29 protein-coding genes are annotated in these 25,214 nt (G+C 72.5%); 14 read left to right on the top strand and 15 right to left on the bottom strand.

Translation table 11 applies throughout. The features are described from left to right. Positions 1 to 52 precede the first annotated feature (52 nt). Entirely contained in the window at positions 53 to 1,396 is a 1,344-nt protein-coding gene (locus ABZ738_RS04815) for an FAD-binding oxidoreductase (RefSeq protein ID WP_176092316.1), read from the bottom strand. An 82-nt stretch (positions 1,397 to 1,478) separates the two neighbouring features. Between ABZ738_RS04815 and ABZ738_RS04810 the strand changes: the two genes are divergently transcribed. Continuing rightward, positions 1,479 to 3,581 carry a S9 family peptidase gene (locus ABZ738_RS04810; RefSeq protein ID WP_357211065.1) on the top strand — a complete coding sequence of 701 codons (2,103 nt, stop codon included), beginning with the start codon at positions 1,479 to 1,481 and terminating at the stop codon, positions 3,579 to 3,581. A 72-nt stretch (positions 3,582 to 3,653) separates the two neighbouring features. Here ABZ738_RS04810 and ABZ738_RS04805 read toward each other — a convergent pair whose 3' ends face one another. Genes ABZ738_RS04805 through ABZ738_RS04790 form a run of 4 tightly spaced genes read right to left on the bottom strand, consistent with a single transcriptional unit; the run spans position 3,654 to position 6,998 of the window. Then, positions 3,654 to 5,168 carry an FtsX-like permease family protein gene (locus ABZ738_RS04805; protein WP_357211063.1) on the bottom strand — a complete coding sequence of 505 codons (1,515 nt, stop codon included), beginning with the start codon at positions 5,166 to 5,168 and terminating at the stop codon, positions 3,654 to 3,656. Further along, complete coding sequence (locus ABZ738_RS04800) at positions 5,165 to 5,866, bottom strand: ABC transporter ATP-binding protein (RefSeq protein WP_176092314.1); 702 nt, start codon at positions 5,864 to 5,866, stop codon at positions 5,165 to 5,167. Before ABZ738_RS04800 ends, ABZ738_RS04805 begins: the two co-directional genes overlap by 4 nt. Then, a complete protein-coding gene (locus ABZ738_RS04795) occupies positions 5,863 to 6,399 on the bottom strand; it encodes a PadR family transcriptional regulator (RefSeq protein WP_357211059.1) in 537 nt (178 codons plus the stop codon). The genes ABZ738_RS04800 and ABZ738_RS04795 overlap by 4 nt, the downstream gene beginning before the upstream one ends. Before the next feature lie 32 nt (positions 6,400 to 6,431). After that, complete coding sequence (locus tag ABZ738_RS04790) at positions 6,432 to 6,998, bottom strand: TIGR03086 family metal-binding protein (RefSeq protein ID WP_131054233.1); 567 nt, start codon at positions 6,996 to 6,998, stop codon at positions 6,432 to 6,434. A 31-nt stretch (positions 6,999 to 7,029) separates the two neighbouring features. Between ABZ738_RS04790 and ABZ738_RS04785 the strand changes: the two genes are divergently transcribed. Further along, complete coding sequence (locus ABZ738_RS04785) at positions 7,030 to 7,863, top strand: helix-turn-helix domain-containing protein (protein ID WP_131054234.1); 834 nt, start codon at positions 7,030 to 7,032, stop codon at positions 7,861 to 7,863. A 62-nt stretch (positions 7,864 to 7,925) separates the two neighbouring features. On the opposite strand, the gene ABZ738_RS04780 is transcribed toward ABZ738_RS04785, so the two are convergent. After that, a complete protein-coding gene (locus ABZ738_RS04780) occupies positions 7,926 to 8,168 on the bottom strand; it encodes a flavin reductase (protein WP_131054235.1) in 243 nt (80 codons plus the stop codon). Positions 8,169 to 8,356: 188 nt separating this feature from the next. Between ABZ738_RS04780 and ABZ738_RS04775 the strand changes: the two genes are divergently transcribed. Beyond that, positions 8,357 to 8,575, top strand: coding sequence for an AlpA family phage regulatory protein (locus ABZ738_RS04775; protein WP_131054236.1), 219 nt, complete (start codon positions 8,357 to 8,359; stop codon positions 8,573 to 8,575). Between the two features lie 19 nt (positions 8,576 to 8,594). On the opposite strand, the gene ABZ738_RS04770 is transcribed toward ABZ738_RS04775, so the two are convergent. From ABZ738_RS04770 to ABZ738_RS04745, 6 genes are read right to left on the bottom strand one after another with little or no spacing between them, the layout of a single operon-like run. Further along, positions 8,595 to 10,130 carry a SpoIIE family protein phosphatase gene (locus ABZ738_RS04770; protein ID WP_357211055.1) on the bottom strand — a complete coding sequence of 512 codons (1,536 nt, stop codon included), beginning with the start codon at positions 10,128 to 10,130 and terminating at the stop codon, positions 8,595 to 8,597. A gap of 1 nt (position 10,131) precedes the next feature. Next, positions 10,132 to 11,481 (bottom strand): sensor histidine kinase, encoded by a 1,350-nt coding sequence (locus tag ABZ738_RS04765; protein ID WP_357211052.1) that lies wholly within the window; start codon positions 11,479 to 11,481, stop codon positions 10,132 to 10,134. Next, positions 11,478 to 12,500 carry an ATP-binding SpoIIE family protein phosphatase gene (locus tag ABZ738_RS04760; RefSeq protein ID WP_357211049.1) on the bottom strand — a complete coding sequence of 341 codons (1,023 nt, stop codon included), beginning with the start codon at positions 12,498 to 12,500 and terminating at the stop codon, positions 11,478 to 11,480. Before ABZ738_RS04760 ends, ABZ738_RS04765 begins: the two co-directional genes overlap by 4 nt. After that, on the bottom strand, positions 12,488 to 12,907 hold the full coding sequence (locus ABZ738_RS04755; RefSeq protein WP_131056583.1) for an ATP-binding protein: 420 nt from the start codon (positions 12,905 to 12,907) through the stop codon (positions 12,488 to 12,490). Before ABZ738_RS04755 ends, ABZ738_RS04760 begins: the two co-directional genes overlap by 13 nt. Next, positions 12,904 to 13,320 carry an STAS domain-containing protein gene (locus ABZ738_RS04750; protein WP_176092306.1) on the bottom strand — a complete coding sequence of 139 codons (417 nt, stop codon included), beginning with the start codon at positions 13,318 to 13,320 and terminating at the stop codon, positions 12,904 to 12,906. The genes ABZ738_RS04755 and ABZ738_RS04750 overlap by 4 nt, the downstream gene beginning before the upstream one ends. Then, on the bottom strand, positions 13,320 to 14,180 hold the full coding sequence (locus ABZ738_RS04745; RefSeq protein WP_357211046.1) for an STAS domain-containing protein: 861 nt from the start codon (positions 14,178 to 14,180) through the stop codon (positions 13,320 to 13,322). Before ABZ738_RS04745 ends, ABZ738_RS04750 begins: the two co-directional genes overlap by 1 nt. Positions 14,181 to 14,345: 165 nt before the next feature. On the opposite strand from ABZ738_RS04745, the gene ABZ738_RS04740 reads away from it, so the two are divergent. After that, positions 14,346 to 14,699, top strand: coding sequence for an STAS domain-containing protein (locus ABZ738_RS04740; RefSeq protein WP_131056589.1), 354 nt, complete (start codon positions 14,346 to 14,348; stop codon positions 14,697 to 14,699). 10 nt (positions 14,700 to 14,709) lie between these two features. Here ABZ738_RS04740 and ABZ738_RS04735 read toward each other — a convergent pair whose 3' ends face one another. Next, positions 14,710 to 16,023 carry an MFS transporter gene (locus ABZ738_RS04735; protein ID WP_357211043.1) on the bottom strand — a complete coding sequence of 438 codons (1,314 nt, stop codon included), beginning with the start codon at positions 16,021 to 16,023 and terminating at the stop codon, positions 14,710 to 14,712. A gap of 50 nt (positions 16,024 to 16,073) precedes the next feature. Between ABZ738_RS04735 and ABZ738_RS04730 the strand changes: the two genes are divergently transcribed. From ABZ738_RS04730 to ABZ738_RS04715, 4 genes are all read left to right on the top strand, one after another. Next, on the top strand, positions 16,074 to 16,754 hold the full coding sequence (locus tag ABZ738_RS04730) for an FCD domain-containing protein (protein WP_357211040.1): 681 nt from the start codon (positions 16,074 to 16,076) through the stop codon (positions 16,752 to 16,754). Between the two features lie 40 nt (positions 16,755 to 16,794). After that, complete coding sequence (gene mscL / locus ABZ738_RS04725; protein ID WP_357211037.1) at positions 16,795 to 17,268, top strand: large conductance mechanosensitive channel protein MscL; 474 nt, start codon at positions 16,795 to 16,797, stop codon at positions 17,266 to 17,268. 81 nt (positions 17,269 to 17,349) lie between these two features. After that, the gene (locus tag ABZ738_RS04720) at positions 17,350 to 17,619 is read left to right on the top strand and encodes a hypothetical protein (protein WP_176092302.1); all 270 of its coding nucleotides are present in this window, start codon (positions 17,350 to 17,352) and stop codon (positions 17,617 to 17,619) included. Between the two features lie 144 nt (positions 17,620 to 17,763). Beyond that, complete coding sequence (locus tag ABZ738_RS04715; RefSeq protein ID WP_162854399.1) at positions 17,764 to 18,123, top strand: hypothetical protein; 360 nt, start codon at positions 17,764 to 17,766, stop codon at positions 18,121 to 18,123. 16 nt (positions 18,124 to 18,139) lie between these two features. Here the strand turns inward: ABZ738_RS04715 and ABZ738_RS04710 are convergent, their stop codons facing one another. Beyond that, positions 18,140 to 19,381 (bottom strand): benzoate/H(+) symporter BenE family transporter, encoded by a 1,242-nt coding sequence (locus ABZ738_RS04710; protein ID WP_176092301.1) that lies wholly within the window; start codon positions 19,379 to 19,381, stop codon positions 18,140 to 18,142. Positions 19,382 to 19,441: 60 nt separating this feature from the next. Here ABZ738_RS04710 and ABZ738_RS04705 point away from each other — a divergent pair, with 60 nt between their 5' ends. Further along, positions 19,442 to 19,984, top strand: coding sequence for an XRE family transcriptional regulator (locus tag ABZ738_RS04705; RefSeq protein WP_176092300.1), 543 nt, complete (start codon positions 19,442 to 19,444; stop codon positions 19,982 to 19,984). A 46-nt stretch (positions 19,985 to 20,030) separates the two neighbouring features. Here the strand turns inward: ABZ738_RS04705 and ABZ738_RS04700 are convergent, their stop codons facing one another. Continuing rightward, positions 20,031 to 21,173, bottom strand: coding sequence for an AAA family ATPase (locus ABZ738_RS04700; protein WP_357211032.1), 1,143 nt, complete (start codon positions 21,171 to 21,173; stop codon positions 20,031 to 20,033). Positions 21,174 to 21,235: 62 nt separating this feature from the next. On the opposite strand from ABZ738_RS04700, the gene ABZ738_RS04695 reads away from it, so the two are divergent. From ABZ738_RS04695 to ABZ738_RS04675, 5 genes are all read left to right on the top strand, one after another. Beyond that, on the top strand, positions 21,236 to 21,955 hold the full coding sequence (locus tag ABZ738_RS04695; protein ID WP_357211029.1) for a PP2C family serine/threonine-protein phosphatase: 720 nt from the start codon (positions 21,236 to 21,238) through the stop codon (positions 21,953 to 21,955). A gap of 130 nt (positions 21,956 to 22,085) precedes the next feature. Next, a complete protein-coding gene (locus ABZ738_RS04690) occupies positions 22,086 to 22,424 on the top strand; it encodes a PadR family transcriptional regulator (RefSeq protein ID WP_131056968.1) in 339 nt (112 codons plus the stop codon). Further along, positions 22,421 to 23,239: an ATP-binding cassette domain-containing protein gene (locus ABZ738_RS04685; RefSeq protein WP_131056970.1), complete on the top strand. Its 819-nt coding sequence runs from the start codon at positions 22,421 to 22,423 to the stop codon at positions 23,237 to 23,239. The genes ABZ738_RS04690 and ABZ738_RS04685 overlap by 4 nt, the downstream gene beginning before the upstream one ends. After that, complete coding sequence (locus tag ABZ738_RS04680) at positions 23,236 to 23,928, top strand: ABC transporter permease (protein WP_357211025.1); 693 nt, start codon at positions 23,236 to 23,238, stop codon at positions 23,926 to 23,928. The genes ABZ738_RS04685 and ABZ738_RS04680 overlap by 4 nt, the downstream gene beginning before the upstream one ends. Before the next feature lie 59 nt (positions 23,929 to 23,987). Continuing rightward, entirely contained in the window at positions 23,988 to 25,214 is a 1,227-nt protein-coding gene (locus ABZ738_RS04675; protein WP_357211023.1) for a hypothetical protein, read from the top strand.

Below are 25,214 nucleotides of genomic sequence, written 5' to 3'. Positions count from 1 at the left end.
GACGGAGCTGCGCTTCGTCCCCAGGACTGCGCAGCGCCACGGCCGGCGTGGCTCAGAGGCCACCGGGGAGGCGACCGGGGGCCAGCCGGTGACCCGGGTCGAGGTGCTGCTTGACGGCGCGCATCCGGGCCACGCCGGTCAGCTCGCCCCACAGGTCGACGGCTCGCCGGACGGCGGGCGGCGCGGAGAGCACCAGGCAACGCCCCTGTCGGGCGAGCAGCACGCCGCGCACCGCGACCAGGATCGACGCCACCCGGTCGGGTGCCATCGTGCCGGGCAGTGCGGCGTGCACCACGCCGAGACCGGCGGAGCCCCGGACCGGCACCGGCGAGCCGGCCGCGTCCCGCAGCGCGTAGACGGCGGCGTGCAGGTCACTGATCGGCACCTCCAGCCGGAGCGCGGTGTCACCGGGGGCGAACGGGTAGCTGCGCCACCAGGACGGTGCCGATCGGGCGACGACGGCCCGGGAGCCGAGCATCGACCGGAGCCGGTCGGCGCGCTCCGCCACGTCGGACGGCCCACCTTCGAGCAGCACCACCAGCGAGCCGGCCCCCGCCGGGCCGGTCGACGGGCGCCCCGTCATGGACGGATGGCGCGCCATCGACTCGGCCCGGCGGTCCCTCGGCCGGGGTCCCGTGCCGGCCGGCAGGTCCACCTCGATGGCAGCCGGGTCGAGCCGGGCGGCGAGCACCGCCCGGACCAGGTCGTGCACCTCCAACGGCGTCCACACCGGGCGGGTCACCCAGACCCGGCTGGCCGGCAGGGGCTGCACCCGCAGGGTGGCGCTGACCAGCACGCCGAGCGCGCCCTCCGACCCGCACAGCAGCCGGGCCTGGGCCAGCCCGGCAGCCCCGCCACCGGCCTCGGCCAGGTCACCGTCGGCGGCCAGGTAGCGCAGGCCGACGAGCTGGTCGCAGGCGGTGCCGTGCCGGTGGCGCAGTGGACCGGCCTCGTCCGCGGCGAGCACCCCGCCGACCGTGGCGCCGGGCGAGGGCGCGTCGAGCGCGAGCCGTTGACCGGTGCGTTCCAGGCTGGCCTGCACCGCGCGCAGTGGCGTGCCGGCACCGACCTCGGCGGTGCCCCGCTCGGACGGCTGGTGACCGATGCCGGCGAGCCGACCGGTGTCGAGCATGATGTCGACCCGTTCCGGAACGGCTCCCCAATCGATCTTGGTGCCGGCACCGCGCGCCACCACCGTCAGGTCGTGCCGCGCGGCGAGCCGCAGCACCTCCGCCGCCGCGTGGGCGCCGCCGGGCACCGCGACCCAGCGGGCCGCTCGCCCGGCCACCTCGTCGGCCGGGCCGGCGAACCGGGCGAAGCGGGAGCCGCAGATGTCGGTAAGGCGACGGGCGATGTCGAGGGCACCGGACCCGCCGGTGGAACGCGCTGGCACCATGGCAGCGATCGTACATGTGTTCGAACGACGAAGTGGGCATTTGCGCCGCCCGAGACGCCCGGCCTGCCGGTAACGTGGCGCCGTGACCACCGAGACCCCCGTACCCGTAGCCAGGCAGGTGCCGAGCGAACGCGTCCACCACGGCGACGTCGTCGTCGACGAGTACGCCTGGCTGGCCACCAAGGACGACCCTGAGACGATCGGCTACCTCAAGGCCGAGAACGCCTGGACCGAATCACGTACGGCGCACCTCGCCGACCTGCGCACGGAACTGTTCGAGGAGATCCGCCGGCGCACCCAGGAGACCGACCTGTCGGTGCCGACGCGCAAGGGCGGGCACTGGTACTACTCCCGGACGGTCGAGGGCAAGCAGTACGGCGTGCACTGCCGTCGGGCGGTCCGTGACGGCGAGACCACGCCGCCGATCAGCCCCGCCGGTGCCCCGCTGGAGGGCGAGGAGGTGCTGCTCGACGGCAACCTGCTCGCCGAGGGCCACGACTTCTTCTCGCTGGGCGCCTTCGACGTCAGCCCGGACGGCCGCTTCCTGGCGTACTCGACCGACTTCTCCGGCAAGGAACGCTTCACCCTCCGGATCAAGGACCTCACCACCGGCGAGCTGCTGCCCGACGAGATCCCGGACACCTTCTACGGCACCGCCTGGGCCGCCGACGCCTCGGTGCTGTTCTACGTGACGGTGGACGACGCCTGGCGTCCGCACCGGGTCTGGCGGCACGTGCTCGGTACGGCCGCCGCCGACGACGTGGTGGTGCACTCCGAGGACGACGAGCGGTTCTGGGTCGGGGTCGAGCTGACCCGCTCGGAGCGCTTCATCCTGATCGACATCGCCAGCAAGCTCACCAGCGAGGTACGCGTCATCCCGGCCGGCAACCCCACCGGCGAGCCGGCCGTGATCGCCCCCCGCCGGCAGGGCGTCGAGTACTCGGTGGAACACCACGGGCACCGGTTCCTGATCCTGCACAACGACGGCGCGGAGGACTTCGCGCTGGCGTACACCTCGGCCGACGCCCCGGGCGACTGGGTGCCGCTGATCGCGCACTCCCCCGGCACCCGGCTGGAGGCCGTCGACGCCTTCGCCGACCACCTGGTCGTGACGCTGCGCGCCAACGGGCTCACCGGGTTGCGGGTGCTGCCGGTCGGCGGCGGCGGCGGCGACGGGCACGACATCGCGTTCCCGGAGCTGCTGCACACCGTCGGGCTGGACTCGAACCCGGAGTACCTCACCGGGCGGGTACGCCTGCGCTACACCTCGCTGGTCACCCCGGACTCGGTGTACGACTACGACCTGGTGACCCGCGAGATGACGCTGCTGCGGCGGCGACCGGTGCTGCCCGGCCCGGACGGGCGGGAGTACCGGCCGGAGGACTACGAACAGCACCGGGACTGGGCGCTGGCCGACGACGGGACCAAGGTGCCGATCTCGCTGGTCTGCCGCCGGGACACCCCCCGCGACGGCTCCGCACCCTGCGTCATCTACGGGTACGGCTCGTACGAGGCCAGCATGGACCCCTGGTTCTCGGTCGGTCGACTGTCCCTGCTGGACCGTGGAGTGATCTTCGCGGTGGCCCACATCCGGGGCGGCGGCGAGCTGGGCCGGAGCTGGTACGAGCACGGCAAACTGCTGGCCAAGAAGAACACCTTCACCGATTTCGTCGCCTGCGCCCGGCACCTGGCCAAGGCGGGCTGGACGTCGTCGGACCGACTGCTCGCCCGGGGCGGCTCGGCTGGCGGGCTGCTGATGGGCGCGGTGGCCAACCTCGCGCCGGACGCGTTCACCGCCATCGTCGCGCAGGTGCCGTTCGTGGACGCGCTCAGCACGATCCTCGACCCGTCGCTGCCGTTGACCGTCACCGAGTGGGAGGAGTGGGGCAACCCGCTCGCCGACCCGGAGGTGTACGCCTACATGAAGTCGTACACCCCGTACGAGAACGTGGCCGACCGCGACTACCCCGCGATCCTGGCGATGACCAGCCTCAACGACACCCGGGTGCTCTATCACGAGCCGGCGAAGTGGATCGCCCGGCTGCGGGCCGTCGCGCCGCAGGGTGAATACCTGCTCAAGACCGAGATGGAGGCGGGCCACGGCGGGCCCAGCGGTCGCTACGACGCCTGGCGGGAGGAGGCGTTCGTCAACGCCTGGACCCTGGACCGGCTCGGCCGCGCCTGACCGTCCCGTCATCCGGCCACCGGCCGCTCATGGCCCAGGGCGCGCCTGCCCTGGGCCATGGCGGACGCCGTCTCAGGTGGTTCGTAGTTCCTCCATCGCGGTGTTGGCCCGCAGGAACAGCAGCCCCAGCCCGACCGTGACCAGCACCGCGAGCAGCGCACCGCCGCCGACCAGCGCGAGCTGCTCCAGGGGTACGTCCGGCGTGCGGACCACGCGCTCGACCGGCACGAGTTCGACGTGCAGCGGGCGGGTGGCCGGGTCGTCGCACAGTTCCGCGCGCGCCCGGCACACCTCCTGGGTGTAGCCGCCGCTGACCACGTCGCCGGTGAACAGCCGCCCGATCGCGTACCCGACGCCGACCGTGAGCAGCACGGCGGGCACCACCGGCGCGAGCACCTGGACCAGGATCGAGGTGCCGATGGTGGTCCGGGGCACCCCGGTGGCCACCAGCGCGGCGTACGCCCGGCGGCGGGAGACGATGCCCTCCACCAGCGTGACCAGCAGGCCCGCCGTGGCGATGACGACCGCCACGAGGACCGCCAGGTCGACCAGGTCCATGGTGTTCAGATAGAAGGACCGGTCGTCGCCGAGGTATTCGGCGGCCAGGCTCTCCTCCTGTTCGATCCGTTGCCGGAGCTGGAAGTAGGCCCGGAACGTCGCCGCACCGGCACCGATGAGGACGCTGGCCAGCAGCGCCGCGAAGGTGCGGCTGCTGGTCCACGGGTCGTCGGTCAGCCGTCGCGCGGCCAGCAGCGTCGCCGGGCCTCGGGCGAGGCGGTGCAGCAGCCGCCCGGCGGCGTGCGACAGCCATCCGGTCCCGAGCACCACCCCCGTCACGACGGCGAAGAGACCGAGGGCCAACAGGATCGCGATCCAGTCCGTGTCGACGCCCTCGACTGCCTCCCGCAGCGGCTCGGCCAACGCGGTCACCACCACACCACCGCCGATGAACAGTGCCGGCCAGGGTTGGGGTGACCGGGTCCGACCGGCCCGCCGGAACACGCCCAGCGGTGTGGTGGCGACCCGGCGCAGCAGCAACGCGGTGCCCACCGCCGCGAGCAGCGGCAGCCCCAGCGTCACCGCCGCGATCGCCGGCACCGAGGGCAGGACGTCGGTGGGCAGGGCGAGCTGACCCTGGGCGTCCGGGCGGTGCAGCAGTTCCCGCCCGCCGAGGTACACCGCCAGGCCGACAAGCGTCCCGACCAGCGCGGCGAGGCCGGTCTCCAGCATCGCGACCCGGGTGACCTGACCCGGGGTCGCGCCGGCCAACCGCAGGGCGGCCAGGCGGCGGTCCCGGGCCGGGGCACCGAGCCGGGCACTCTGCCCCGCCAGGGCCAGCACGGGTACGGCCAGCAGCAGCAGCGCGAAGGCGGTGCCGCCGCGCAGCCCCGGCTCGCGCAGCAGCGCGTTCGCGTACTGCTGGGACTGCTCCCAGTCGTGGCCCGGTGGCTTCTCGATGGCCAGCACGGTCATCGCCGCCAGCCCGGCGAGGGCGGCCAGGGTGGCGCTCAGTGCGGTCAGGACCACCCGGGCGGCGTCGGTGCGGTTGCCGGCCAGGGCCAGCCGGGCCAGCGTCCCCGGTCTCACCGCGCGCCGCCGGTCAGCGGCGCGTCCAGCCCGAGACCGGTGTGGTCGATGACGCCGTCGCGCATGACGATCTCGCGGTCGGCGTACGCGGCGATCCTGGGCTCGTGCGTCACCAGCACCACCGCCGTGCCCTGCTCGCGGGTGAGCCGGACGAGTGTGGTGAGCACCTGCTCGCCGGTGAGCGAGTCCAGCGCCCCGGTCGGCTCGTCGGCGAAGAGCACCCGTGGCTCGGTGACGAGGGCCCGTGCGGTGGCGCAGCGCTGCTGTTGCCCGCCGGACATCTCCCCCGGCCGCACGTCGGCGCAGTCCGCCACGCCCAACCGGTCGAGCCAGGTGAGCGCCGCCGTCCGCGCTGCTCGCCGCCCCGTGCCGGCGAGCAGCAGCGGAAGCGCGACGTTCTCCGCCGCGGTCAGCTCCGGGACGAGCTGACCGAACTGGAACAACACCCCGAACTCGGTACGCCGCAGGCGCGACCGGGCCGCCTCGGACCAGGTGTCGATGCGGTGGTCCCGCCAGGTCACCTCACCGGCGTCGGGCCGCAGGATGCCCGCCAGGCAGTGCAGCAGGGTCGACTTGCCGCAGCCGCTCGGCCCGGTCACCGCGACGATCTCGCCCTCGGCGACGTCGAGGGTGAGGCCCCGCAGTGCGGGTGTCGGCCCGTACGACTTGACCAGCGCGCGTGCCTGAAGTTGCGTCACGAGTGCACCTCCCGGTGCCAGTCGGCGACCCGCTCCAGGGTGGTGCGCAGCCAGCGCAGGTCGGCGTCGAGATGGGCGATGGCGTAGTCGGCTGCCACGACGTCGTCGACGGTGGCCTCCGGTGCCGTCTTGAGCGCGGTCAGCTCGCGCAGCCGATCGGTGTGGGCCCGCCGCTGCGCGACGAGGTATGTCCGGGCCCGGTCCGCGTCGGCGTCCAGGAGCGCCACCACCACCTTGGCGAACAGCGCGCTGTTGACGTGCGGCATGGGTGGCTCGACGCTGCCCAGCCACTGGTCCAGTGCCGCCCGTCCCTCGTCGGTCAGCGCGTAGGCGGTGCGGTCCGGTCCGGCGAGGCGTTCCTGCCCCGCCGGGACCACCAGACCGTCGCGGAGCAGCCGGTTGATCGTCGCGTAGACCTGCCCGAACGCCAACGGGCGGGCCTGCGGCAACCGCTCGTCGTACGCCCGCTTCAGCTCGTATCCGTGCATGGTGCCGGTGGCGAGCAGCCCGAGCAGAACGTGCGACGTGGACACCAGCCCACTATTCACTCAGCGAATAGCTGCCGTCAAGCACTCCACGCCGAGTCCCGTCCGGTCGCTCCGAGTAGCCGGGACAGCTCCGGCAGGGCGGGGCCAGCGGTCACTTCCTCGGCGAAGACACCCATCTGGCGGCCCTGCGCGCCGAGCTGTGCGACCAACTCGCGCAACACCGGTACCGTCTGCGGGGCCGCCTCGTACGGCTGGCCGGTGGCGACCGCCAGGTCCCAACCGTGCACGGTGAGGTCGAGCAGCGCCATGCCGCCGACCACGGGCTGCGGCATCCCCATCCCCGGCGAGACACCCTCCTCGCTGGCCGGGTCCGACCATGCCGCGACCAGTCGACGGGTCTCCGCCTCGAACCGGTCCCGCCAGCCCTCGCGCAGGTGATCGGGCTTGGCGGCGAAGGTCACCTGCTCCCGGGCGGCGAGCGCCTGGAAGGCGACCACCACGTCGTACAGATGGTTGAGCAGATCGCGGACGGCGTAGTCCCGGCAGGGCGTCGGCAGGTGCAGTTGGTCGTCCCGGACCGCCCGCACCACCGCCACCGTACGCGGCGCCGCCAGCGCCAGGAGATCGCTAGTCTGAGTCGCCATATGGGCAGCGTATGAGGGTGGTCTTGAAGAAATGCGACAGCTGCGCGGGGACAGCCGGGGCATTCTCGAACCGGCCGGGCTGATGCGACGGGTCCGCTTCCGTCGGCACCTGCCCGCCGCACCGCTACGCCCATGGGTCGAGCACTACTGGCTCGTCGACTGGGCTCTGACCGAGCCGTTCGAGCAGCGGGTAGTGGCGCACCCAGCGGTCAACGTGGTGTTCGCGCGCGAGGGTGACGGTCCGGAACACGCCGAGGTGGCCGGGCCCGGCCTGAGCCTCTTCTCGACCACACTCGCCGACACCGGGCAGGTCTGCGGTATCCAGTTCCGGCCGGGCGGCTTCCACCCGTTCTGGCGTCGCCCGATGGTGGAGTTGACGGGCCGACGCCGGTCGTTCGCGGACTTGGCCGACCACTGGCCGCCGGCCGCCGCACCGAGCCCGGCGATCTGCGCCGGTACGGATGCCGCCCGCTGCCGCGCCCTCGACGACCTTCTGACCGGCTGGGAACCCCGGCCCGCCCCGGTCACCGACGAGGCGATGCGGCTGGCCGAGGCGATCCGGACCGACCGGAACGTACGGCGGGTCGACGGGTTCGCCCGCGACAACGGTCTCTCAGTCCGCCGACTGCAACGCCTCTTCCTCAGCCAGATCGGTGTCGGCCCGAAGTGGATGATCCGCCGCTACCGGCTGCACGAGGCGATCGAGCGAGCGGCGGGCAACACACCCGACTGGGCCGCCCTCGCCGCCGAACTCGGCTACAGCGACCAGGCACACCTGATCCGCGACTTCACCGCCGTCACCGGCGTCTCCCCCGGCGCGTACGCCGACCAGGATCGCGCTCGGCCATCTTCCCGGCGACACTGACCGCGTCGCCACTCGCCGCCGACGGAGGCCCGCCAGGGGGTCTTGGTCGGCGGCGTGAGCGGTCATCGGGGCGGATTGCGGACCCAGCCGAGGAACCGGACGTAGAAGTACAGCGGCTCGGGTGGCGCTCCGAGCCGGGTCAGGTCGGCGGTCGCCTCGGTGAGCAGGTCGGCCATGTCCAGCGCGAGCAGTCGACCTGGACCGTAGTCGGCCGCCAGCTCGACTCGGGCCGGCGCACACGGCCAACCGTGCGCACAGGCGGCACAGAACCAGAGGGGTCTGACGGGGGCGTGCCGTTGCGCCATTCGGGGCTCCTCCCGGGGGTGGGACGGGCGGCAAGCCCTCGGCCGCCGGGCTCGGCCTCCAGCAGCCGAGGGGCCTACCCCGATCCCAACCCAACACCGACCCCCCTGTCAAATGTGGCAGGCCATATATGGCGGCCGAATAGGGAACACCTATTTGGGTAGGCATGGCTGTGTCTACCTTCGGCGACATGGGCGACGAGGTGCCCGGCCCGCTGGTCGGTCCAGGCGAGATTCAGCAGATGCTCGGCGTCGGGCGGTCACGCTTCCGCCAGCTCGTCTGGCATCCCGCCTTCCCGAAGCCGTTTCAGACCCTCATGGGCGGCTCCGTCTGGCTTAAATCCGAGGTCGAAGCCTGGATCGCCGAGTACCGCCAGCCACGCCAGGCGGACGACGACGAGCAGGGGTAGATCACCCCTCAGGAACGCCTCAGCGGCGGCGGAGGGCGACGACGGCGACGTCGTCCTGGATCTCGTGCGGGGCGAGTTCGACGAGCAGGCGCTCGCAGAAGCGGTCCAGGTCGTCGTCCACCCGGGACGCACTGACCGACAGGGCGGCCAGTCCGTCGTCGATGGTGGCGTCCCGCCGTTCGATCAACCCGTCGGTGTAGAAGACCATCGTCGCGCCGGCCGGCAGGACGAACTCCAGATCCGCCGGACGGGGCGCGCGTACGCCGAGCAGCGGCGCGGAGTGCTGCACGTACTCGACCTTGCCGTCCTGATTGATCAGCGGCGGCAGGTGCCCGGCACTGGCCAGCCGGACGTGTCCGGTGGACGGGTCCAGCAGCAGCACACAGATGGTCGCCAGCTCGTCGGGCAGCAACGTCCGCATCAACTCGTTGACCCGGTGCAGGATCTCGCCCGGCTGGTGTCCCTCCACCGCGTACGCCCGCACCGCGTGCCGCAGCTCGGCCATCACCGTCGCCGCGTGCAGCGAGTGGCCCGCCACGTCGCCGATGGCCAGCAGCAGGTGGCCGTCGAGCATCACCAGCTCGTAGAAGTCGCCGCCCACCTCGGTCCGGGCGCTGGCCGGCTCGTACCGGACGGCCAGGTCGAGCCCGGCGATCTCGGGGATGCGCCGTGGCAGGAGGCTGCGTTGCAGGGTCACCGCGATCCGGTGCTCCTCGTCGAAGGAGCGTTGCGCCTCCGCCGCCGACGCCACCGCCTGCGCGAGCTGGACCAGCACCGGCGTACGGGCGGTCTGGGTGCCGGTGGGGACCACGATGTAGATCGGCGCGCGGTCCTCGCGCAGCCGGGCGGCGGCCACCGTGACCGTGTCGTCGGTCGGCCAGTCGACGAGCGCCCAACCGGCGGGCTCCTGCACGGTGACGACGGTGCCGGTCGGAACCCCGGTGTCGTCGACCACCCAGGGCACGATGCGGCCCTCGGCACCGGGACCGGTGGAAACCCCGGCCAGACAGTCACCGTCGAAGGTCTCGGCGACCACTGCGGCCGGACTCTTGAAGATCTCGGCGGCTCCCGCCGCCGCCGATTCCAGCAGCCGGGCGAAGTTCGGCGCGGAGTGCACCGCCAGGGTGGTGTCGGCCAACCCGGTGAGGCGTTCGGCGAGCAGTTCGGCCCGTTGTCGCGCCTGGTAGTAGCGCAGCACGGCGTGGGCGGTGGCGACCAGTTCTTCCGGCTCGATCGGCTCCGCCAGGTAGGCGTCCGCCCCCCGGGTCAGCCCCTGGGTGCGGTCGGCGGTGTCGATCGCGTGCGCGGAGACGTGGATCACCGGCAGCGCCGGGTGCGCCGCCTTGATCTGCTCGCAGACCTCGAAGCCACTCATGTCCGGCAGCCGGACGTCGAGCACCACCAGGTCGACCGGGTCGACCCCGACGCGGCGCAACGCCTCGCCGCCCGTCTCGGCTTCGAGCACGGTGAAACCGGCCCGGGTCAACCAGCTCACCAACAGGTAGCGCTTGGTCCGGCTGTCGTCGACCACGAGAACTGTCGCGGCGCCGTCCACGTCAGACTCCGTCCGCTGGCAGCGAGACCGTGAAGGTGCTGCCCCGGCCGGGTTCGCTGGCCAGGTCGAGGGTGCCGCCGAGCAGGGTCACCAGCCGTCGGGCGTACGGCAGGCCGAGGCCGGTGCCGCCGGTCCGCGTCGGGCCCGGCGCCTGGTAGAACTCCTCGAACACCCGCTCGTGCAGCTCGTCGGGGATGCCTGACCCCGTGTCCGATACGGAGAGTCGCCAGCCACCGTCGTGCTGCTCGGCGCGCAGCCGCACCTCGCCCTCGGCGGTGAACTTCAACCCGTTGTGCAGCAGGTTGCGCAGCACCTGGGCGAGCAGCACCTCGTCGGTCCGCAGTGTGGCCGGTGCCGGCGGCTCCTCCACCACCAGCGCCACGTCACCGGCGGTGGGCAGCGCCCGCAGGGTGCCCCGCAACTGTCCGAAGAGGGCCTTGAGGTCCACGTCCGCCATGGCCGGCTCGATCCGGCCGGACTCCGCCTTGGCCAGGTCGAGCAGCTCGTTGACCAGGGACAGCAGATCCGAGGCGGAGCCACGGATCAGGCCGACCTGGCGCTCCTGCTCGCTGGTGAGCGGGTCGGAGGCGGAGTCGCCCAACAGCCGGGCCAGCCCGATGATCGCGGTGACCGGGGCCCGCAGCTCGTGGCTGACGTTCGCCAGGAACCGCGTCTTGGACTCGCTCGCGGCACGCAACTGCGCCGACTTCTCGTCCAGCTCCGCATAGAGCGCCACGACGCCCGTGTTCGTCGCCTCCAGCTCGTCGGTGAGCTGGTGGTACAGCGCCATCACACCTTGGTTGGTCTGTTCCAGTTCCTCGTTGAGCCGGGCCAGCTCGTCGCGCTGGGTGCGTACCTCGTCGAGGGCGGCGATGAGCTGGGTGTTCTGGGTGGCGAGCTCCTCCTCCGCCGTGCCCGGCGCGCTCTCGGCGAGTCGGGCGCGCAACTGGGCGAGGCGCTCGGGGGTGAGCGCCGCAGCGGTGGCCGGGATCCGTCGCGACATCCTGACGACCGTAACTTGCTCCTCGGCAACCACGCCGAGTGTGTCCACCAGACGCGCCACCGCGCCGGACTCGGGCTGGTAGCGCCCGTCCGGCAGCGGCGCCACCGGAACGAGGTCGACGCGCAGGTGGTGACGGCCGTCCACGGTGTCGGCGACGGCGAAGACCACGTCCGCCCCGCCGACGGCCCGCAACAGGTCCCGGGCGACCTCGCTGATCGCGGTGGCGATCCGGACCTGGTCCTGGTGCTCCAGGCCGAGTACGCCGGCCACCTCGCGGCCACGCTGGCGGACCACGAAGATGTCCTGTTCGACCCGGAGCGCCATCTGCATCAGCGAGGCGGTGGTCATGACCAGGACCTTGCCACCAGTACTCCGGCGTCGTCGCGTCGGGTCCCGGCGTCGCGCAGCAACGTGGCGGCCGTCACCAGCGGCGACCGCCCGACGAGGCCGGGATAATCCTCGATTCGCCAGCGGTCCACCACCCCGTCGGAGTGCATCACCAGCAGGCTGTCCGGGCCGAACGGGTAGTCGTACTGCCGGATCGTGGGCCGCTGGTGCCCGGCGATTCCGGGCAGCGAGACCAGGCCACGCCGCCGGCCATCCGCGTCGATGACCACGCCGCTGATGTTGCCCAACCCGGCGTACCGCAACACCGCCCCCGCCGGGTCCGGCTCGGCCACCGCGAGCGCGGCACCACGGGTGTGCGACAGCGAGCGGTGCAGGTAGGCGACCACCTCGGCCGGGGCGGCGACCGGGGCACCACGGAACGCGGCGAGCGCGGCGTCGGTGGCCGCCCCGGCCAGCGGGCCGTGCCCGAGACCGTCGGTGACCAGCACCTGACGGCGATCGCCGACGACCCGCCAGGCGTAACCGTCCCCACAGACCGTCTCGCCGGCCAGCGGCCGGGTCAGCCCGCCGACCCAGGGCAGGTCGGTGTCCGCGCCCCCGAACACGCGTACCGCGATGACGGTGCCCCGGCCGGGCCAGGAGTACGCGTCGAACCAGCTCGCCTGGCGCACGATCGCGCCCAGACCGATGCCGAGGGTGCCGGTGGTGGAGTGCCCGTCCCGCGCGGACTGCGCCAGGTCGGCCATGCCCGGACCGGAGTCCAGGGCGATCAGCTCGACCCCGGCGTCCAGCTCGCGGCGTACCGGCCGGAGCAGCAGCATACCGTCGTCGGCGTGCTTGATCAGATTGCTGGTCAGCTCGGCGGCGACGATGGCCAGGTCGGCGATCCGGCCCTCGGGCAGAGCCAGTTCATTCCCCAGGCGCTCGGCCGCCCGCCGCACCGCACTGCCGGTGCTGCCGTTCTCCACGCGGTACCAGGTGCCCCGGTCGGAGACCGGCGCGGCGGTCACCGGGACCACTTGGTGATCGTGATCCGGGTGCCCTGCCCGGGCGCGGTCTGGATGTCGAACTCGTCCACCAGCCGGCGGGCACCGCTCAGGCCGAGACCGAGGCCGCCGCCGGTGGTGTAGCCGTCGGTCAGAGCGAGGTCCAGGTCGACGATGCCCGGACCGTCGTCCGCGAAGACGATCGTGATGCCGGACCTGCGGCCGTTGTCGACTTTGGAGACCTCGACCGTGCCGCCACCGCCGTACACCAGTGTGTTCCGGGCCAGCTCGCTGGCCGCGGTGACCACCTTGGTCTGGTCGACCAGCGACAGCTTGACCGCCACCGCCACGGTACGCACCAGTTGCCGGACGCGTACCACGTCCTCGTCGCTGCCGACCGTCTGCGCCTGGGGACGCCCCAGGTCGACGCCGCTGGTCATGACGACGCCGTCGGCTCGGGATCCGCCCCGTCGTGGAAGTCGTCGTCGTGAAGGTCGTCGGCGCGGTCGGCCGCGATGAGTTCCATCCCGCGCTCGACGTTCAGGGCGGTCCGGATGCCGTTGAGCGACAGGCCCAGCTCGACCAGGGTGATGGCGACCGCCGGACGCATCCCGACCACCACCGTCTCGGCATCGAGCACCCGGGAGATGGAGGCGATGGTGGAGAGCATCCGGCCGACGAAGGAGTCGACGATGTCCAGGGCGGTGATGTCGATGATCACGCCGTGACAGCCGGTGGCGACGATCCGCTCGGCCAGGTCCTCCTGGAGGGCCACGGCCGTCTGGTCGGACATGTCGAGCTGGATGGAGACCAGCAGGATGTCGCCGATCTTGAGAATCGGCACCCGCTCCATCAGACCTCCCGGCGGGTCTGTCGCCGGTTCGCCTCGACGCCGGTGAGCCGCAGCACGTGCCGCAGCGCGTCGGCGAGGCTCGCCTTGGTGGCGATGTCGCCGAACTCGATGCCGAGCGCGACGATGGTCTGGGCGATCTGCGGCCGGATGCCGGAGATGATGCAGTCGGCGCCCATCAGGCGGGCCGCCACCACGGTCTTCAGGATGTGCTGGGCGACCTGGGTGTCGACCGCCGGTACGCCGGTGATGTCGATGATCGCGTACGGCGAGCCGGTGTCGACCAGGGTCTGCAACAGCCGCTCCATCACCACCTGGGCGCGGGCCGAGTCGAGCGTGCCGACCAGCGGCACCGCCACCACGCCCTCCCAGAGCTTGACCACCGGGGTGGAGAGCTCCAGCAACTGCTCCGCCTGGTCGGCGATGAGGCTCTCGCGGGTGCGGACGTAGGTCTCGAAGGTGAAGAGGCCCATCTGGTCGACCAGCGCCGAGAAGGCGACGAAGTCGCGCAGGGTTCCGGTGCCCTGATCGGTCTCCATGACCGTCAGCAGGGCCTCCTTGAGGGCGAACACGCTGCTGGCGGTCTCGCTGGCGGTGAAGCCCTGCCGGGCCTGCCCACGGGAGACCTCGGCGAGCACGGCCCGCAGCTCGGTGGCCTCCTCGGCGGCGAGGTCGCCCACACCCTTGCCGAGCCCGTCCACCAGCACCCGGTGCATCTCCTGCACCTGCCGGACCAGTTCGGCCTGGCTGAGTCGGCCCCGCAACTGGGCGGCGAGGACCTCGGTCCACCGCTGGACGATCTGTCCGGCCTGACCGGTGAGCAGGTCCGCCAAGCGGCCACTCTCGTCAGCGCTCAACGCCATCGCACTACCCCCCTAGACCTGGACCGGCCGGACTCTATCACCGCGGACCCACAAACTACTTGTCACGAAGCAAGGGAATGACGGGGGCCACCTCATCGTGCTCCCGTTCTGCGTACCGGGCTCCGCGTGGGATACCGTTCCTCCGATAAACAGGAGGTCTGGCATATGTCCCTGACGGTGCACACGGAGCAACGCGGTGACGTGGTCGTGGTGTCGGTCGCAGGTGAACTGGACATGGCCACCGCACCGCAACTGCAGGACCAGATCACCGACCTGCTCGACAAGGGGCGCAGCCGCCTCGTGTTCGACCTGTCGGATGTCTCGTTCTGCGATTCCACCGGTCTGTCGGTGTTCGTCCGCGCGAAGAACAGCTCCGACGAGGCCGGCGGGGTGGTCCGGTTGGCCGCGCCACAACGCGGCGTGCTGCGCATCCTCGAGGTGAGTGGCCTCGTGGAGGTCCTGCACACCTATCCGACGGTCGACGAGGCGGTCGCGGGGGAACCCACCACCTCCTCCTGACTCCACCGCGCTACCCACCGGCCACGGCCGGGCCTCGCTCGTCCTCGATGTACCGAGGGCGAGCGATGACGATTCCTGCCCCGGTCTGCACGGCGAGTGCGACCAGCAGGAAGCCCAGGGGTGCCGTCCACCCACCGGTGGACTCGTGCAGGATCCCGACCAGCAGCGGCCCGAGCGCCGCGATGAGGTACCCGACGCTCTGCGTGAAGGCCGACAACGCGACCGTCCCGTCGGCCGTGCGCGCCCGCAGCCCGATGGTGGCCAGGATGAGCGGGAAGGCACCCTGCCCCAACGCCAGCAGCACCACCCAGAGCACCGCCCCGCCACGCGGCGCGAACGCCAGCCCCAGGTAGGCCACGCTGGAGGCGGCGGTCAACGCCAGCACCAGCAGCCGCAGGTCGCTCAGCCGACCGGCCAGCGTCGGCATCAGCAGCGCGATCGGCACCCCGAGCGCGGTCACCCCGGCCAGCAGCAGGCCGGCGTCCTGCGGCCGGAAACCGGCGTCCCGGAACAGCACGGCCAGCCAGCCCATGATCGCGTACGCGCTCAGTGACTGCGCGCCGAAATAGAGCGCCATCGCCCAGCCGAGCCGGGTGCGCGCGGGACTGATCCGCAGACGCGCCCGCCCGCCGTGCCGACCCGACCGCCGCGCGGCCCCACCGGTCCGCAGCGCCGCCGGCAACCACGGGAGTACGGCCACCGCCGCGAGCGCCGCCCAGACACCCAGTCCGGCCCGCCACGAGCCGAAGGCGTGCGCCACCGGCACCGCAGCGGCGGCAGCCGCCGTCGCCCCCACCGTCAACGTCATCATGTACACCCCGGTGACCAGGCCGGTCCGGTGCGGGAAGTGTTGCTTGACCAGCATCGGCAGCAGGATGTTCGCCACCGCGATACCGGCCAGCGCGAGCGCGCTGGTGGCCAGGAACACCACGGCGGACCCGGTCACCACCCGCAGCACCTGCCCGACGGTGAGCGCGATCATCGCCAGCACCAGCAGTCGCGGGGCGGAGAGCCGCCGGACCAGCCACGGCGTGGTCGCACCCAACCCGGCGAACGCCACGGCCGGCAGGGTCGTGACGGCACCCGCCATCGCGCCGGAGAGCGCCAACCCGACGCGTACCTCGTCGAGCAGTGCGCCGAGGCTGGTCATCGCGGCCCGCAGGTTCAGCGCCACCAGCAGCATCCCGACCAGCAGCAGCCACCCGGCACGCGCCCGATGCGCCCCGCCCACCGGGTTTCCGGCGTCAGCGGTCCCGGTCGCAGCGGGTGCGGCGCCGGCGGTCGGGGCAGTGGTGGCGGGGGTGCCGGCGGCTGGCGGAGTCATGACCTCGAACCTACAATCATGGGATGAATTTCGGCGAGTGGCTGTAACCAGTGCCACCAGCGATTGATTCCGCCGTCCCGCCCCGGGGCCGACGGACGAACGAGACCATCGCCCGGCTGCGGCGGCGGATCCTGGCCGGCGAGTGGCCGGTGGGCAGCCGCATCCCGACCGAGCCGCAACTCGTCGAGGATCTCGGCGTGGGGCGCAACACGGTCCGCGAGGCGGTCCGGGCACTGGCCCACGCCGGGGTGCTGGAGTGCCGACAGGGCTCCGGGACCTACGTGCTCTCCACCGACGAACTGGCACCCGTGGTGGCCCGCCGCCTCACCGACGACCGGATGACCGAGGTGATCGAGGTACGCCGCGCCTTCGAGGTGGAGGCCGCCCGGCTCGCCGCGCGCCGACGTACCGCCGAGGACCTGGCCACCCTCGACGCCGCGTTGGCGGCCCGCGACGCGGCCTGGCGCGGCGGCGAGGTCGCCGCGTTCGTCGAGGCCGACGTGGCGCTGCACACCGCCGTCGTCGCGGCGGCGCACAACGGCATGCTCGCCGAGCTCTACGCCTCGGTCGCGACCGCCCTGCGCAGCACCGTCGCGCAGGCCATGGGCGACGCCCTGACACCGGACCGGCACGTCGACCACGCCCGCCTGGTGGCCGCCATCCGGGCCGGCGACCCGGAGCTGGCGGCCCGGGAGGCCGGTGCTTTCCTGGAGTCCGCACCCAAGGCATAGGTTGTCCTCGACGAAATACCGGACACCTCAGGAGTTACGGATGCTCAAGGGCTTCAAAGACTTCATCATGCGCGGCAACGTCGTCGACCTCGCGGTCGGCGTCGTCATCGGCGCCGCGTTCACCGGCGTGGTCACGCAGCTCACCAAGTCGTTCCTGGAGCCGCTGATCCGCGTCTTCGTGGTGCTGATCACCGGCAACGACAAAGGAATCGAGGGCACCGCACCGAAGATCCAGGGCATCCCGTTCGACTGGGTCGCCTTCGTCAACGCGCTGATCACGTTCCTGCTCACCGCGGCGGCGCTGTACTTCCTGGTCGTCTTCCCGATGAACAAGCTGGCCGAGCGCCGCAAGCGGGGCGAGGAGCCGCCGCCCTCGGCACCGAGCGAGGAGGTCAAGCTGCTCACCGAGATCCGGGACGCCCTGGTCGCCTCCGGCCGGACCACCCCGGCTCAGCAGCGCGGCGCCCTGGACGACGTGCTCGGCCGCCGGGAGGAACCGCCCACCGGGCGCTGAACCCGGCACCCGCACATCGGCCCCTGTGGGAATCCCGCAGGGGCCGCCCCATGTCGAACACATGTTCGATAGAGTCCCGCCATGGAGCAGCGAAAGCACTGGTGGAACGGGAAATGGGGGCGGCTGGCCCGACGGGACGTCTTCCTCCGGGCGGACGCCGATCGCTGGTACGTGGAACAGCGTGCCGGCGGGGCCGAGGGCGCATCCCGGTTCTACGAGTACGACACCGTCGACGACGCCGAGGAGACGGTCCGCGCGCTGCTCCAGGGCCCCGACACCTGGCGCGAACTCTCCCCCCGCCCCCCATCCCCCTGGCCCTCCCCCCCACCCTCCACCCCCAGCCCGGGTTGATCAAGAAGTTTTCGTCTCGCCACCGCCGCGAACGCGACCCGAACTTCTTGATCGACAAGGCGGAGGGGTGGGGCGTACCGGATGGGGTGGGTGGTTTAGGAGCAGTGGGGGGCGGGAACCGCGCGGAGTATGGAGCAGCAGGGCATCGATCAACAGACCACTGTCTCGCGGGTCACCACCGGCATGCGGGTGGTGGACGCCGCCGGCCTCGACGTCGGCACGGTGGACCTGGTCCAGCGCGGTGACCCGAACGCCGTGACCGTGCAGGCGCCCACCGCCGACCCTGGCAGCAGCCTGGACGAGTTGATCGAGTCCGCCGCCACGGAGGAACCCGACGTTCCTGCGGACCTGGCCGCCCGCCTGCTGCGCACCGGTTACCTGAAGGTCTCCACCGAACTGGTCCCCACCGGTGCCGTCTACGTACTGGCCGACCAGATCAACACCGTCGTCGACGGAGAGGTTCGGCTCGACGTCCTCGCCGCCGACCTCCCTCCGGAGGACTGACCCCGCCTCGGCCCGCTCACGACGTCTGAGTCGGGACGGACCCGGCGGTCGGGGCGGGCGCGGCAGCAGGCCGGTCGGGTTCGGTGACCGGGGTCGACAGCGTCGGCGTGGGGCGGCGGGGACGGAAGATCAGGAACATCAGGCAGCCGGCCACCAGGCCCCAGAAGGCGCCGCCGATGCCGATCAGCGACACCCCGGAGGCGGTGACCACCAGGGTCACCACGGCGGCCTCCCGGGCCGTGGGATCGGCCAGCGCCGCGGTCAGGGCGGTGGCCAGCGCGCCGAGCAGAGCCAGTCCGGCGACCGCCTCGATCAGTACGGGTGGCGCCCAACCGACGAGCGTGGTGACCGCACCGGCACCCAATCCGAGCATCGCCAGCCCGATGCCGGCGGTCACCGAGGCGATCCAGCGGCGGTCCGGGTCGGGGTGCGCGTCCGGTCCGGCAGCCAGCGCGGCGGTGATCGCCGCCAGGTTGACCGCGTGACCACCGGCGGGCGCCACGGCCATGCTGGCCAGTCCCGTGGTCCGCAGCGCCGAGCCGAGCGGGGGCCGGTAACCGTAGCCGACCAGGACGGCGGTGCCGGGCACGTTCTGCGCGGCCATGGTCACCAGGAACAGCGGCAGTGCCACACCGATCAGCGCCGACAGGCTCCACGCCGGCATGGTCAGCGTGAACACCGGCCGCAGTCCACCGGTGCCACCGCCCGACGTGGTCAGCGCGATCGCGACGGCGGCGACCACCAGTGCCCCGGGGACCGCCCAACGCCGGGCGAAGCGGTGCAGCACCAACCAGGAGACCAGCACCGGCGCGGCGAGGTGCGGCACGTCGACGAGGGCGCGTACCGGTGCGGTGCAGAGCGGCAGCAACACCCCGGCGAGCATCGCCCCGGCGATGGGTTTGGGGATCGCGGCGACGGCGCGGCCGAGGGCCGGGAACAGGCCGGCGGCGACGATGAGCAGGCCCGAGACGAGGAACGCGCCGACGGCGACCGGCCACCCGCCGGGCACCGGGCCGGTCGCGATGAGCAGCGCCGCGCCCGGCGTGGACCAGGCGATACTCAGCGGCATCCGGTGGCGCAGGCCGAGCCAGACCGCGCAGAGCCCGGAGGCGACGCAGAGGACGAGCAGCCCGGAGGCGGCCTGTGCCTCGCTCGCGCCGGCCGCGCGCAGCCCGGCAAGCACCACCGTGAACGAGCTGGCGAACCCGACCAGCGCGGTCACCACCCCCGCGAGGATCGGCTGTGTCCGTCCCGCCATGACCCCACCCCTTCCCGACCGTTCCGTTTACGGAACAGCGGCGTGTAGCACCATATCGGGATGTCGCAGCCACCACCAGATTCGGACACCGCCGCGATCGGCCAGCGGGTCCGCGCCCTCCGCGAGGCGCGCGGCATCTCGCTCTCCGCGCTGTCCCGGCTGGCGGGAGTGGGCAAGGCGACGCTCTCCGGACTGGAGAACGGCGTCCGCAACCCCACCCTGGAGACGTTGTACGCGATCACCGCGCAGCTCGGCGTACCGCTGACCGCCGTGCTCTCCGGGCCGTCGGCCGGGCCGACCGTACGCGGCGCGGCGGTCAGCGCGACGCTGCTGGAGGTCTTCGACGACTCGGACGCGACGTACGAGCTGTACCGGATGCGGGTGGCGCCCGGCCCCGGCCAGCTCTCCCCCGCGCACCAACCCGGGGTGACCGAGCACGTGACCGTCTTCGCCGGGGTGCTGCGCGCCGGCCCGGTCGACGCGCCGCTGACCGTCGCCGCCGGTGGCCACCTGCGCTGGACGTCCGACGTGCCGCACCTCTACGCCGCCGTGGGCGACGAGGAGGTGGCCGCAAGCCTGCTCCTGCGCTACCCCCGGATGTAAGGAAGGGCCCCCTGCTAACGCCTCGTGTATAGGAAGGGTCCCTTCCTTACATCTCGGCGGGGGTGGGTTCGGCGAGCCGTTGGCGTACCGCCCAGAGCGCCACCTCGGTACGCGAGGCCGAGCCGGTCTTGCGCAGCAGGTTGGACACGTGCACGGTGACCGTCCGCACCGAGATGCCCAGGGCGCTCGCCACCTGCTTGTTGGACATCCCGGCGACCAGGCAGTCGAGCACCTCCACCTCCCGCCCGGTCAACTCGGCCGACAGTCCGGTACCGCCCGCCGACGCCCCCGACGACTCCGGCGTACGCGACAGCCCCGACGCCGCCCGCCCACCGTCGGCGTCGAACGGCGGCACACCTCGACGGGCAGGCCGAGGCCGTCCGTCGAACGCGGGCGGGACGTCGACCGGGGCGAGCAGCGCCTCGGGTGGCTGTCCGGCGTACGCGGCGAGCAGCTCGGTGAGCGCGTACGGGTTGCCGCCGGTGCTCCGCCAGACGCCGCGTACCAGTCGACCGGGCAGCGGGTGGCCGGCGTACACCTGGGTCAGCACCTCGGCCACCTCGACCGGGCGCAGCGGCCCGAGGTGCTGGCGCACCGCCCCGGGTACGCCGCAGAGCCGGGCCAGGGTGCGGCCGGCGAGTTCCGGGGCGACCGCGTGCGCGGCGGGTCGGGTCGCCACCACCAGCAGGGCGGGCAGTCCGGGGGCGGTGGCGAGTTCGCCGATCAGGTTGAGGCTGGCCGGGTCGAGCGCGTGCAGATCCTCGACCACGAGGACGGCCGGGCCGGTGCCGACCAGCGCCCGGACGGCACGTACGGCGAGGCGCAGCAGCGTGCCGGGGGCGTAGCGCTCGCGTGGCGCGGTGGGTTGTTGGGCGAGCCAGGCCAGCGCGTCCGGCGGCACGGTGTCGGCCGGCAGGTCGAGCCGGTCGGGGTCGCGTCCGCTGAGCACGGCGGCCAGCCAGTCGTACGGTGCCGGACTGTGCACCCGGGCGGCGCCGCTGAGCACCATCGCCGGTCGTGGGGTGAGTTCGTCCAGCGCGGCGGCGACCAACAGGCTCTTGCCGACGCCCGCGCCGCCGGTGACGACCACGACGGCCGGTGTTCGACGCCTCCGACCAGCCACGGTGGACCACACTCGGCCCAGCTCAGCCAGCTCGTCGGCGCGCCCGACCATGGACATCGGCAACATTCCTCAACCCTACGCAGTAGTGCGTAGAGACGCGGGAAGGGTGTTCTTGGCAAGCTTGACCCATGACGCTGATCCTCCGCTCGGCCATCCTCAACGACATCGGCCTGGTCCGCACCAACAACGAGGACTCCGCGCTCGCTGGTGAGCGCCTCGTCGCGGTGGCCGACGGCATGGGTGGGCTGCCCGCCGGTGAGGTCGCCAGCGAGATCGTCATCCGGATCCTGGACGAGTTGATCCCGCCCACCGCACCGGACGCCGCCACCGACTCGCTACGGGCCGTGGTGAGCACCGCCAACCAACGTATTCACGCGGCGATCGCCGCCGAGCCCGCCCGGGACGGCATGGGCACGACGCTCACGGCGGCCCTGCTCGCCGGGGACACGCTGGTGCTGGCGCAGGTCGGCGACTCGCGCTGCTATCTGCTGCGGGAGGGCCGGCTGCGGCAGTTGACCCGGGACGACACGTTCGTGCAGGCGCTCGTCGACCAGGGCACGTTGACCCGTGAGCAGGCCCGGCACCATCCGCAGCGGTCGCTGGTGACGCGTGCGGTGCAGGGCGCGGACGCCCCGCCGACGATGGGCTCGGTGAGCGTGGCGGCCGGCGACCGGCTGCTGCTCTGCAGTGACGGGCTCTCCGACTACGTGACCGACGACGCGATCGCCGCTGCGCTGAGCCTGCACACCGACCGCCACCAGTGCGGTGAGCAGTTGGTGAAGCTCGCCCACCAGGCCGGCGCGCCGGACAACGTCACCGTGGTGATCTCCGACGTCGTGCCGAGCTGACCCGCCACCGCCTCGGGACCTCCGTGGTCCCGAGGCGCCGCCAGGACCGAGGCACCACCGTGGTCCCGAGGCGCCGCTGTGCGCAACTAGGTAGTTGTGCCATCTAGGTAGCGCCACTAGGGTTCGGCGGGTGGATCCCGATCGTCGTGGGCAGTGGCTGCGAGGTGTGCTCGACCTCTGCGTGCTGGCCCTGCTGCGCGAGGGCGAGTCCTACGGCTACCAGCTCGCCCAGTCGCTCGACGCCGCGGGCGTCGGACCGATCCAGGGCGGCACGCTCTATCCGGTGCTGCTGCGATTGCAGCGCACCGGTCTGGTCACCGCGCAGTGGCGGGAGGGCGGGTCGGGTCCGGCCCGCAAGTACTACCAGCTCACCGACGACGGGCGGGCGGCGCTGCACAATGGCGGTAACGCCTGGCTGACGTTCGTGGCGCCGGTGACCGACATCGTCTCGAAGGGGGTCGAGGGGTGAACGTCGACGACTGGCTGCGGGGGTTCGCGGCCGAGTTGCACAGGCGGCGGGTGGCGACCGACGCCGCCCGGCACGTGGTCGCCGAGGCCGCCACACACCTGCGCGAGGGCGGCGGTGACCCGTGGCAGGTCTTCGGCCCGCCGCAGACTTACGCCGCCGCGATCGTGGAGAGCATCGGCACCGCGCCCGGCCCGCGTCCCGGGCCGGTGCGCTTGTCCGCCAAGGGCATCACCAAGCGGTACGGGCGGCATCCGGTGCTGCGGGACGCCTCGCTGACCGTACGCGCCGGGCAGATCGCCGCCGTGGTCGGCGCGAACGGCTGCGGCAAGAGCACCTTCCTGCGGATCTGCGCCGGGTTGATCTCGCCGGACAGCGGTGAGGTGACCGTCTCCGGCCGGCTCGGCTACTGCCCCCAGCAGGGCGGCACCGCCGACTTCCTGCTCCCCGACGAGCACTTCGTGCTGGTCGGCGCCGGTCAGGGTGTGGCCCGTGGCCCGGCCCGGCAGGCCGGTCGGGCGGCGGCCCGGAACCTCGGCTGGGACGCCGAGGGCACCGTGCTCGCCCGGCACCTCTCCGGCGGTACGCGCCAGAAGCTGAACCTGACCATGTCCACCCTCGCCCAACCGGACGTGCTGCTGCTCGACGAGCCGTACCAGGGCTTCGACCAGGGCAGTTACGTCAACCTCTGGGACCAGTTGACCCGGCTGCGCGACGAGGGGAAGGCCATCGTGGTGGTGACGCACCTGCTCAACCAACTCGACCGGGTCGACATCGTGCTCGACCTGACCTCCGCCGAGCAGGGAGGTCGGGCGTGAAGCGGCTGCTCACCGTCGCCGAGATGACGTTGCGGGAACTGGCGCGTCGTCGGGGCGTACTCCTGCTCCTGTTGTTGATGCCGTTGGTCTTCTGGATGATCCGGCGGGACTCGCACGTCGGGCAGTCGATCCGGGCGCTGTTCCTCGGCATCAGTTGGGCGGTCAGCACCGCCGCGCTCTTCGCCACCAGCGCCGCCCGCGAGCTGGAACCCCGGCTCCGGCTCGCCGGTTACCGGCCGCACCATCTGTACCTCGGCCGGATGCTCGGCCTGTGGGCGCTCGGACTGACCGTCGCGGTGCCGTTCTTCCTGCTCACCGTGCTCGACACGACCAACCTGCGGTACGCCGGGATCGCCGTGGCGATGCTCTGCTGCGTGATGGTGGCCGCGCCGTTCGGCATGTTGATCGGCGCGCTGCTGCCCCGCGAACTGGAGGGCACCCTGCTGTTGCTCACCGTGGTGGCGATGCAGATGCTGCTCGACCCGGCCAGTCAGGGCGCGAAGCTCACCCCGTTCTGGTCCAGCCGGGAGATCGCCACCTGGGCGGTGGACCACGCCGACGACGGCTACCTGGCCCGGGGCGTCCTGCACGGGCTGGCGGTGACGCTGCTGCTGACCGTGACCGTGGCAGGGGTGTTCAGTGTCCGGCTGCGCCGCCGCCGGCACCTGCACCACGTACCGATCACCTGAGAGTCACCACGGGGTCCGCGACCGGTCGCGGACCCCCGCGCAGGCTCTAGCATCACCTGGTGCGTCTCAGATCCCTCGCTCCCGTGGTCGCGCTCGGTGTCGCCGTCGGTCTGACCGGCTGCGGCGGCCCGTCCGTACCCCGCGTCGACCCGCGTAGCGTCCAGCAGCCGGCCGGCGGCGATCCCGCCGAGCCGACCTCCGAGGCACCGCCCGGACAGCACCAGAGCGCCGAGACCAGCCCGTCCGGCACCGCCGCGCTCGGCACCCCCGCCGCCGGTGCCGACCCGACCCGGTCGGCCGACAACCCGGGCGTACGCGACAGCGCGCCCCCGGCCGACGCGGCCCCCGTGCCCGCCGTGGCCCAGGCCGTCGACACCTCGAACCCGACCCGCACCATCGGTGACGGCACCCCGGCCAGTTGCACCTCGGCAGCGGTGGTGCGGGCGGTCGCGGCCGGCGGGATCATCACCTTCGACTGCGGCCCCGACCCGGTGACCATCACGATGGCGGCGACCGCGAAGGTCCGCAACGCCAACGGCCCGAAGGTGGTGCTGGACGGCGGCGGCAAGATCACGCTCAGCGGGCAGGGCAAGCGCCGCATCCTCTACATGAACACCTGCGACCCGCTCCAGGGCTGGACCACCGCGCGCTGCCAGAACCAGGACCACCCGCAGCTCACCGTGCAGAACCTGACCTTCGCCGACGGCGACGCCACCGGCCAGCGCGTCGACGGTGGCGGCGGTGGCGCGATCTTCGTACGCGGCGGGCGGCTCAAGGTGGTCGACTCGCACTTCGTCGGCAACCGCTGCGACCGCACCGGCCCCGACGTGGGCGGCGCCGCCATCCGGGTGCTCGACCAGCACGACGGCCAACCGGTGTACGTGGTCGACAGCACCTTCACCGGCGGCACCTGCGCCAACGGCGGCGCACTGAGCAGCATCGGCGTCTCCTGGGTCATCCTGAACAGCGTGCTGCGGGACAACGCGGCCGTCGGCACCGGCGCCAACCCGGCCCGCTCCGGCACTCCCGGCGGCGGCAGCGGCGGCGCGATCTACGCCGACGGCAACGAATTCTCGGTCCGCGTCGCCGGCACCCTGATCGAGGGGAACGACGCCAAGGAGTGCGGCGGGGCGATCTTCTTCGTCAGCAACAACCGCACCGGCACGTTGCGCATCGAGAAGTCGACCCTGCGCCGCAACCCCAGCCACGGCTTCCAGACCCACCCCGGCATCTTCTACCAGGGCGCCGGCTCCGGCCCCACCATCACCGCCTCCACCATCCGCTGA

The organism is Micromonospora sp. NPDC047793, assembly GCF_040642635.1.
In the GTDB taxonomy this organism is placed as follows: Bacteria; Actinomycetota; Actinomycetes; order Mycobacteriales; family Micromonosporaceae; genus Micromonospora.
The sequence above is the reverse complement of the archived record's forward strand: the minus strand, read 5'-3'. Positions and strand labels throughout refer to the sequence as shown.

Excerpts from the sequence above, each read along its gene's own strand:
- ABZ738_RS04815 (WP_176092316.1), bottom strand. The coding sequence starts at position 1,396 with ATGGTGCCAGCGCGTTCCACCGGCGGGTCCGGTGCCCTCGACATCGCC.
- ABZ738_RS04790 (WP_131054233.1), bottom strand. The coding sequence starts at position 6,998 with ATGGCGACTCAGACTAGCGATCTCCTGGCGCTGGCGGCGCCGCGTACG.
- ABZ738_RS04785 (WP_131054234.1), top strand. The coding sequence starts at position 7,030 with ATGCGACAGCTGCGCGGGGACAGCCGGGGCATTCTCGAACCGGCCGGG.
- ABZ738_RS04780 (WP_131054235.1), bottom strand. The coding sequence starts at position 8,168 with ATGGCGCAACGGCACGCCCCCGTCAGACCCCTCTGGTTCTGTGCCGCC.
- ABZ738_RS04775 (WP_131054236.1), top strand. The coding sequence starts at position 8,357 with ATGGGCGACGAGGTGCCCGGCCCGCTGGTCGGTCCAGGCGAGATTCAG.
- ABZ738_RS04765 (WP_357211052.1), bottom strand. The coding sequence starts at position 11,481 with ATGACCACCGCCTCGCTGATGCAGATGGCGCTCCGGGTCGAACAGGAC.
- ABZ738_RS04755 (WP_131056583.1), bottom strand. The coding sequence starts at position 12,907 with ATGACCAGCGGCGTCGACCTGGGGCGTCCCCAGGCGCAGACGGTCGGC.
- ABZ738_RS04750 (WP_176092306.1), bottom strand. The coding sequence starts at position 13,320 with ATGGAGCGGGTGCCGATTCTCAAGATCGGCGACATCCTGCTGGTCTCC.
- ABZ738_RS04745 (WP_357211046.1), bottom strand. The coding sequence starts at position 14,180 with ATGGCGTTGAGCGCTGACGAGAGTGGCCGCTTGGCGGACCTGCTCACC.
- ABZ738_RS04740 (WP_131056589.1), top strand. The coding sequence starts at position 14,346 with ATGTCCCTGACGGTGCACACGGAGCAACGCGGTGACGTGGTCGTGGTG.
- ABZ738_RS04735 (WP_357211043.1), bottom strand. The coding sequence starts at position 16,023 with ATGACTCCGCCAGCCGCCGGCACCCCCGCCACCACTGCCCCGACCGCC.
- mscL (WP_357211037.1), top strand. The coding sequence starts at position 16,795 with ATGCTCAAGGGCTTCAAAGACTTCATCATGCGCGGCAACGTCGTCGAC.
- ABZ738_RS04720 (WP_176092302.1), top strand. The coding sequence starts at position 17,350 with ATGGAGCAGCGAAAGCACTGGTGGAACGGGAAATGGGGGCGGCTGGCC.
- ABZ738_RS04710 (WP_176092301.1), bottom strand. The coding sequence starts at position 19,381 with ATGGCGGGACGGACACAGCCGATCCTCGCGGGGGTGGTGACCGCGCTG.
- ABZ738_RS04705 (WP_176092300.1), top strand. The coding sequence starts at position 19,442 with ATGTCGCAGCCACCACCAGATTCGGACACCGCCGCGATCGGCCAGCGG.
- ABZ738_RS04700 (WP_357211032.1), bottom strand. The coding sequence starts at position 21,173 with ATGTTGCCGATGTCCATGGTCGGGCGCGCCGACGAGCTGGCTGAGCTG.
- ABZ738_RS04695 (WP_357211029.1), top strand. The coding sequence starts at position 21,236 with ATGACGCTGATCCTCCGCTCGGCCATCCTCAACGACATCGGCCTGGTC.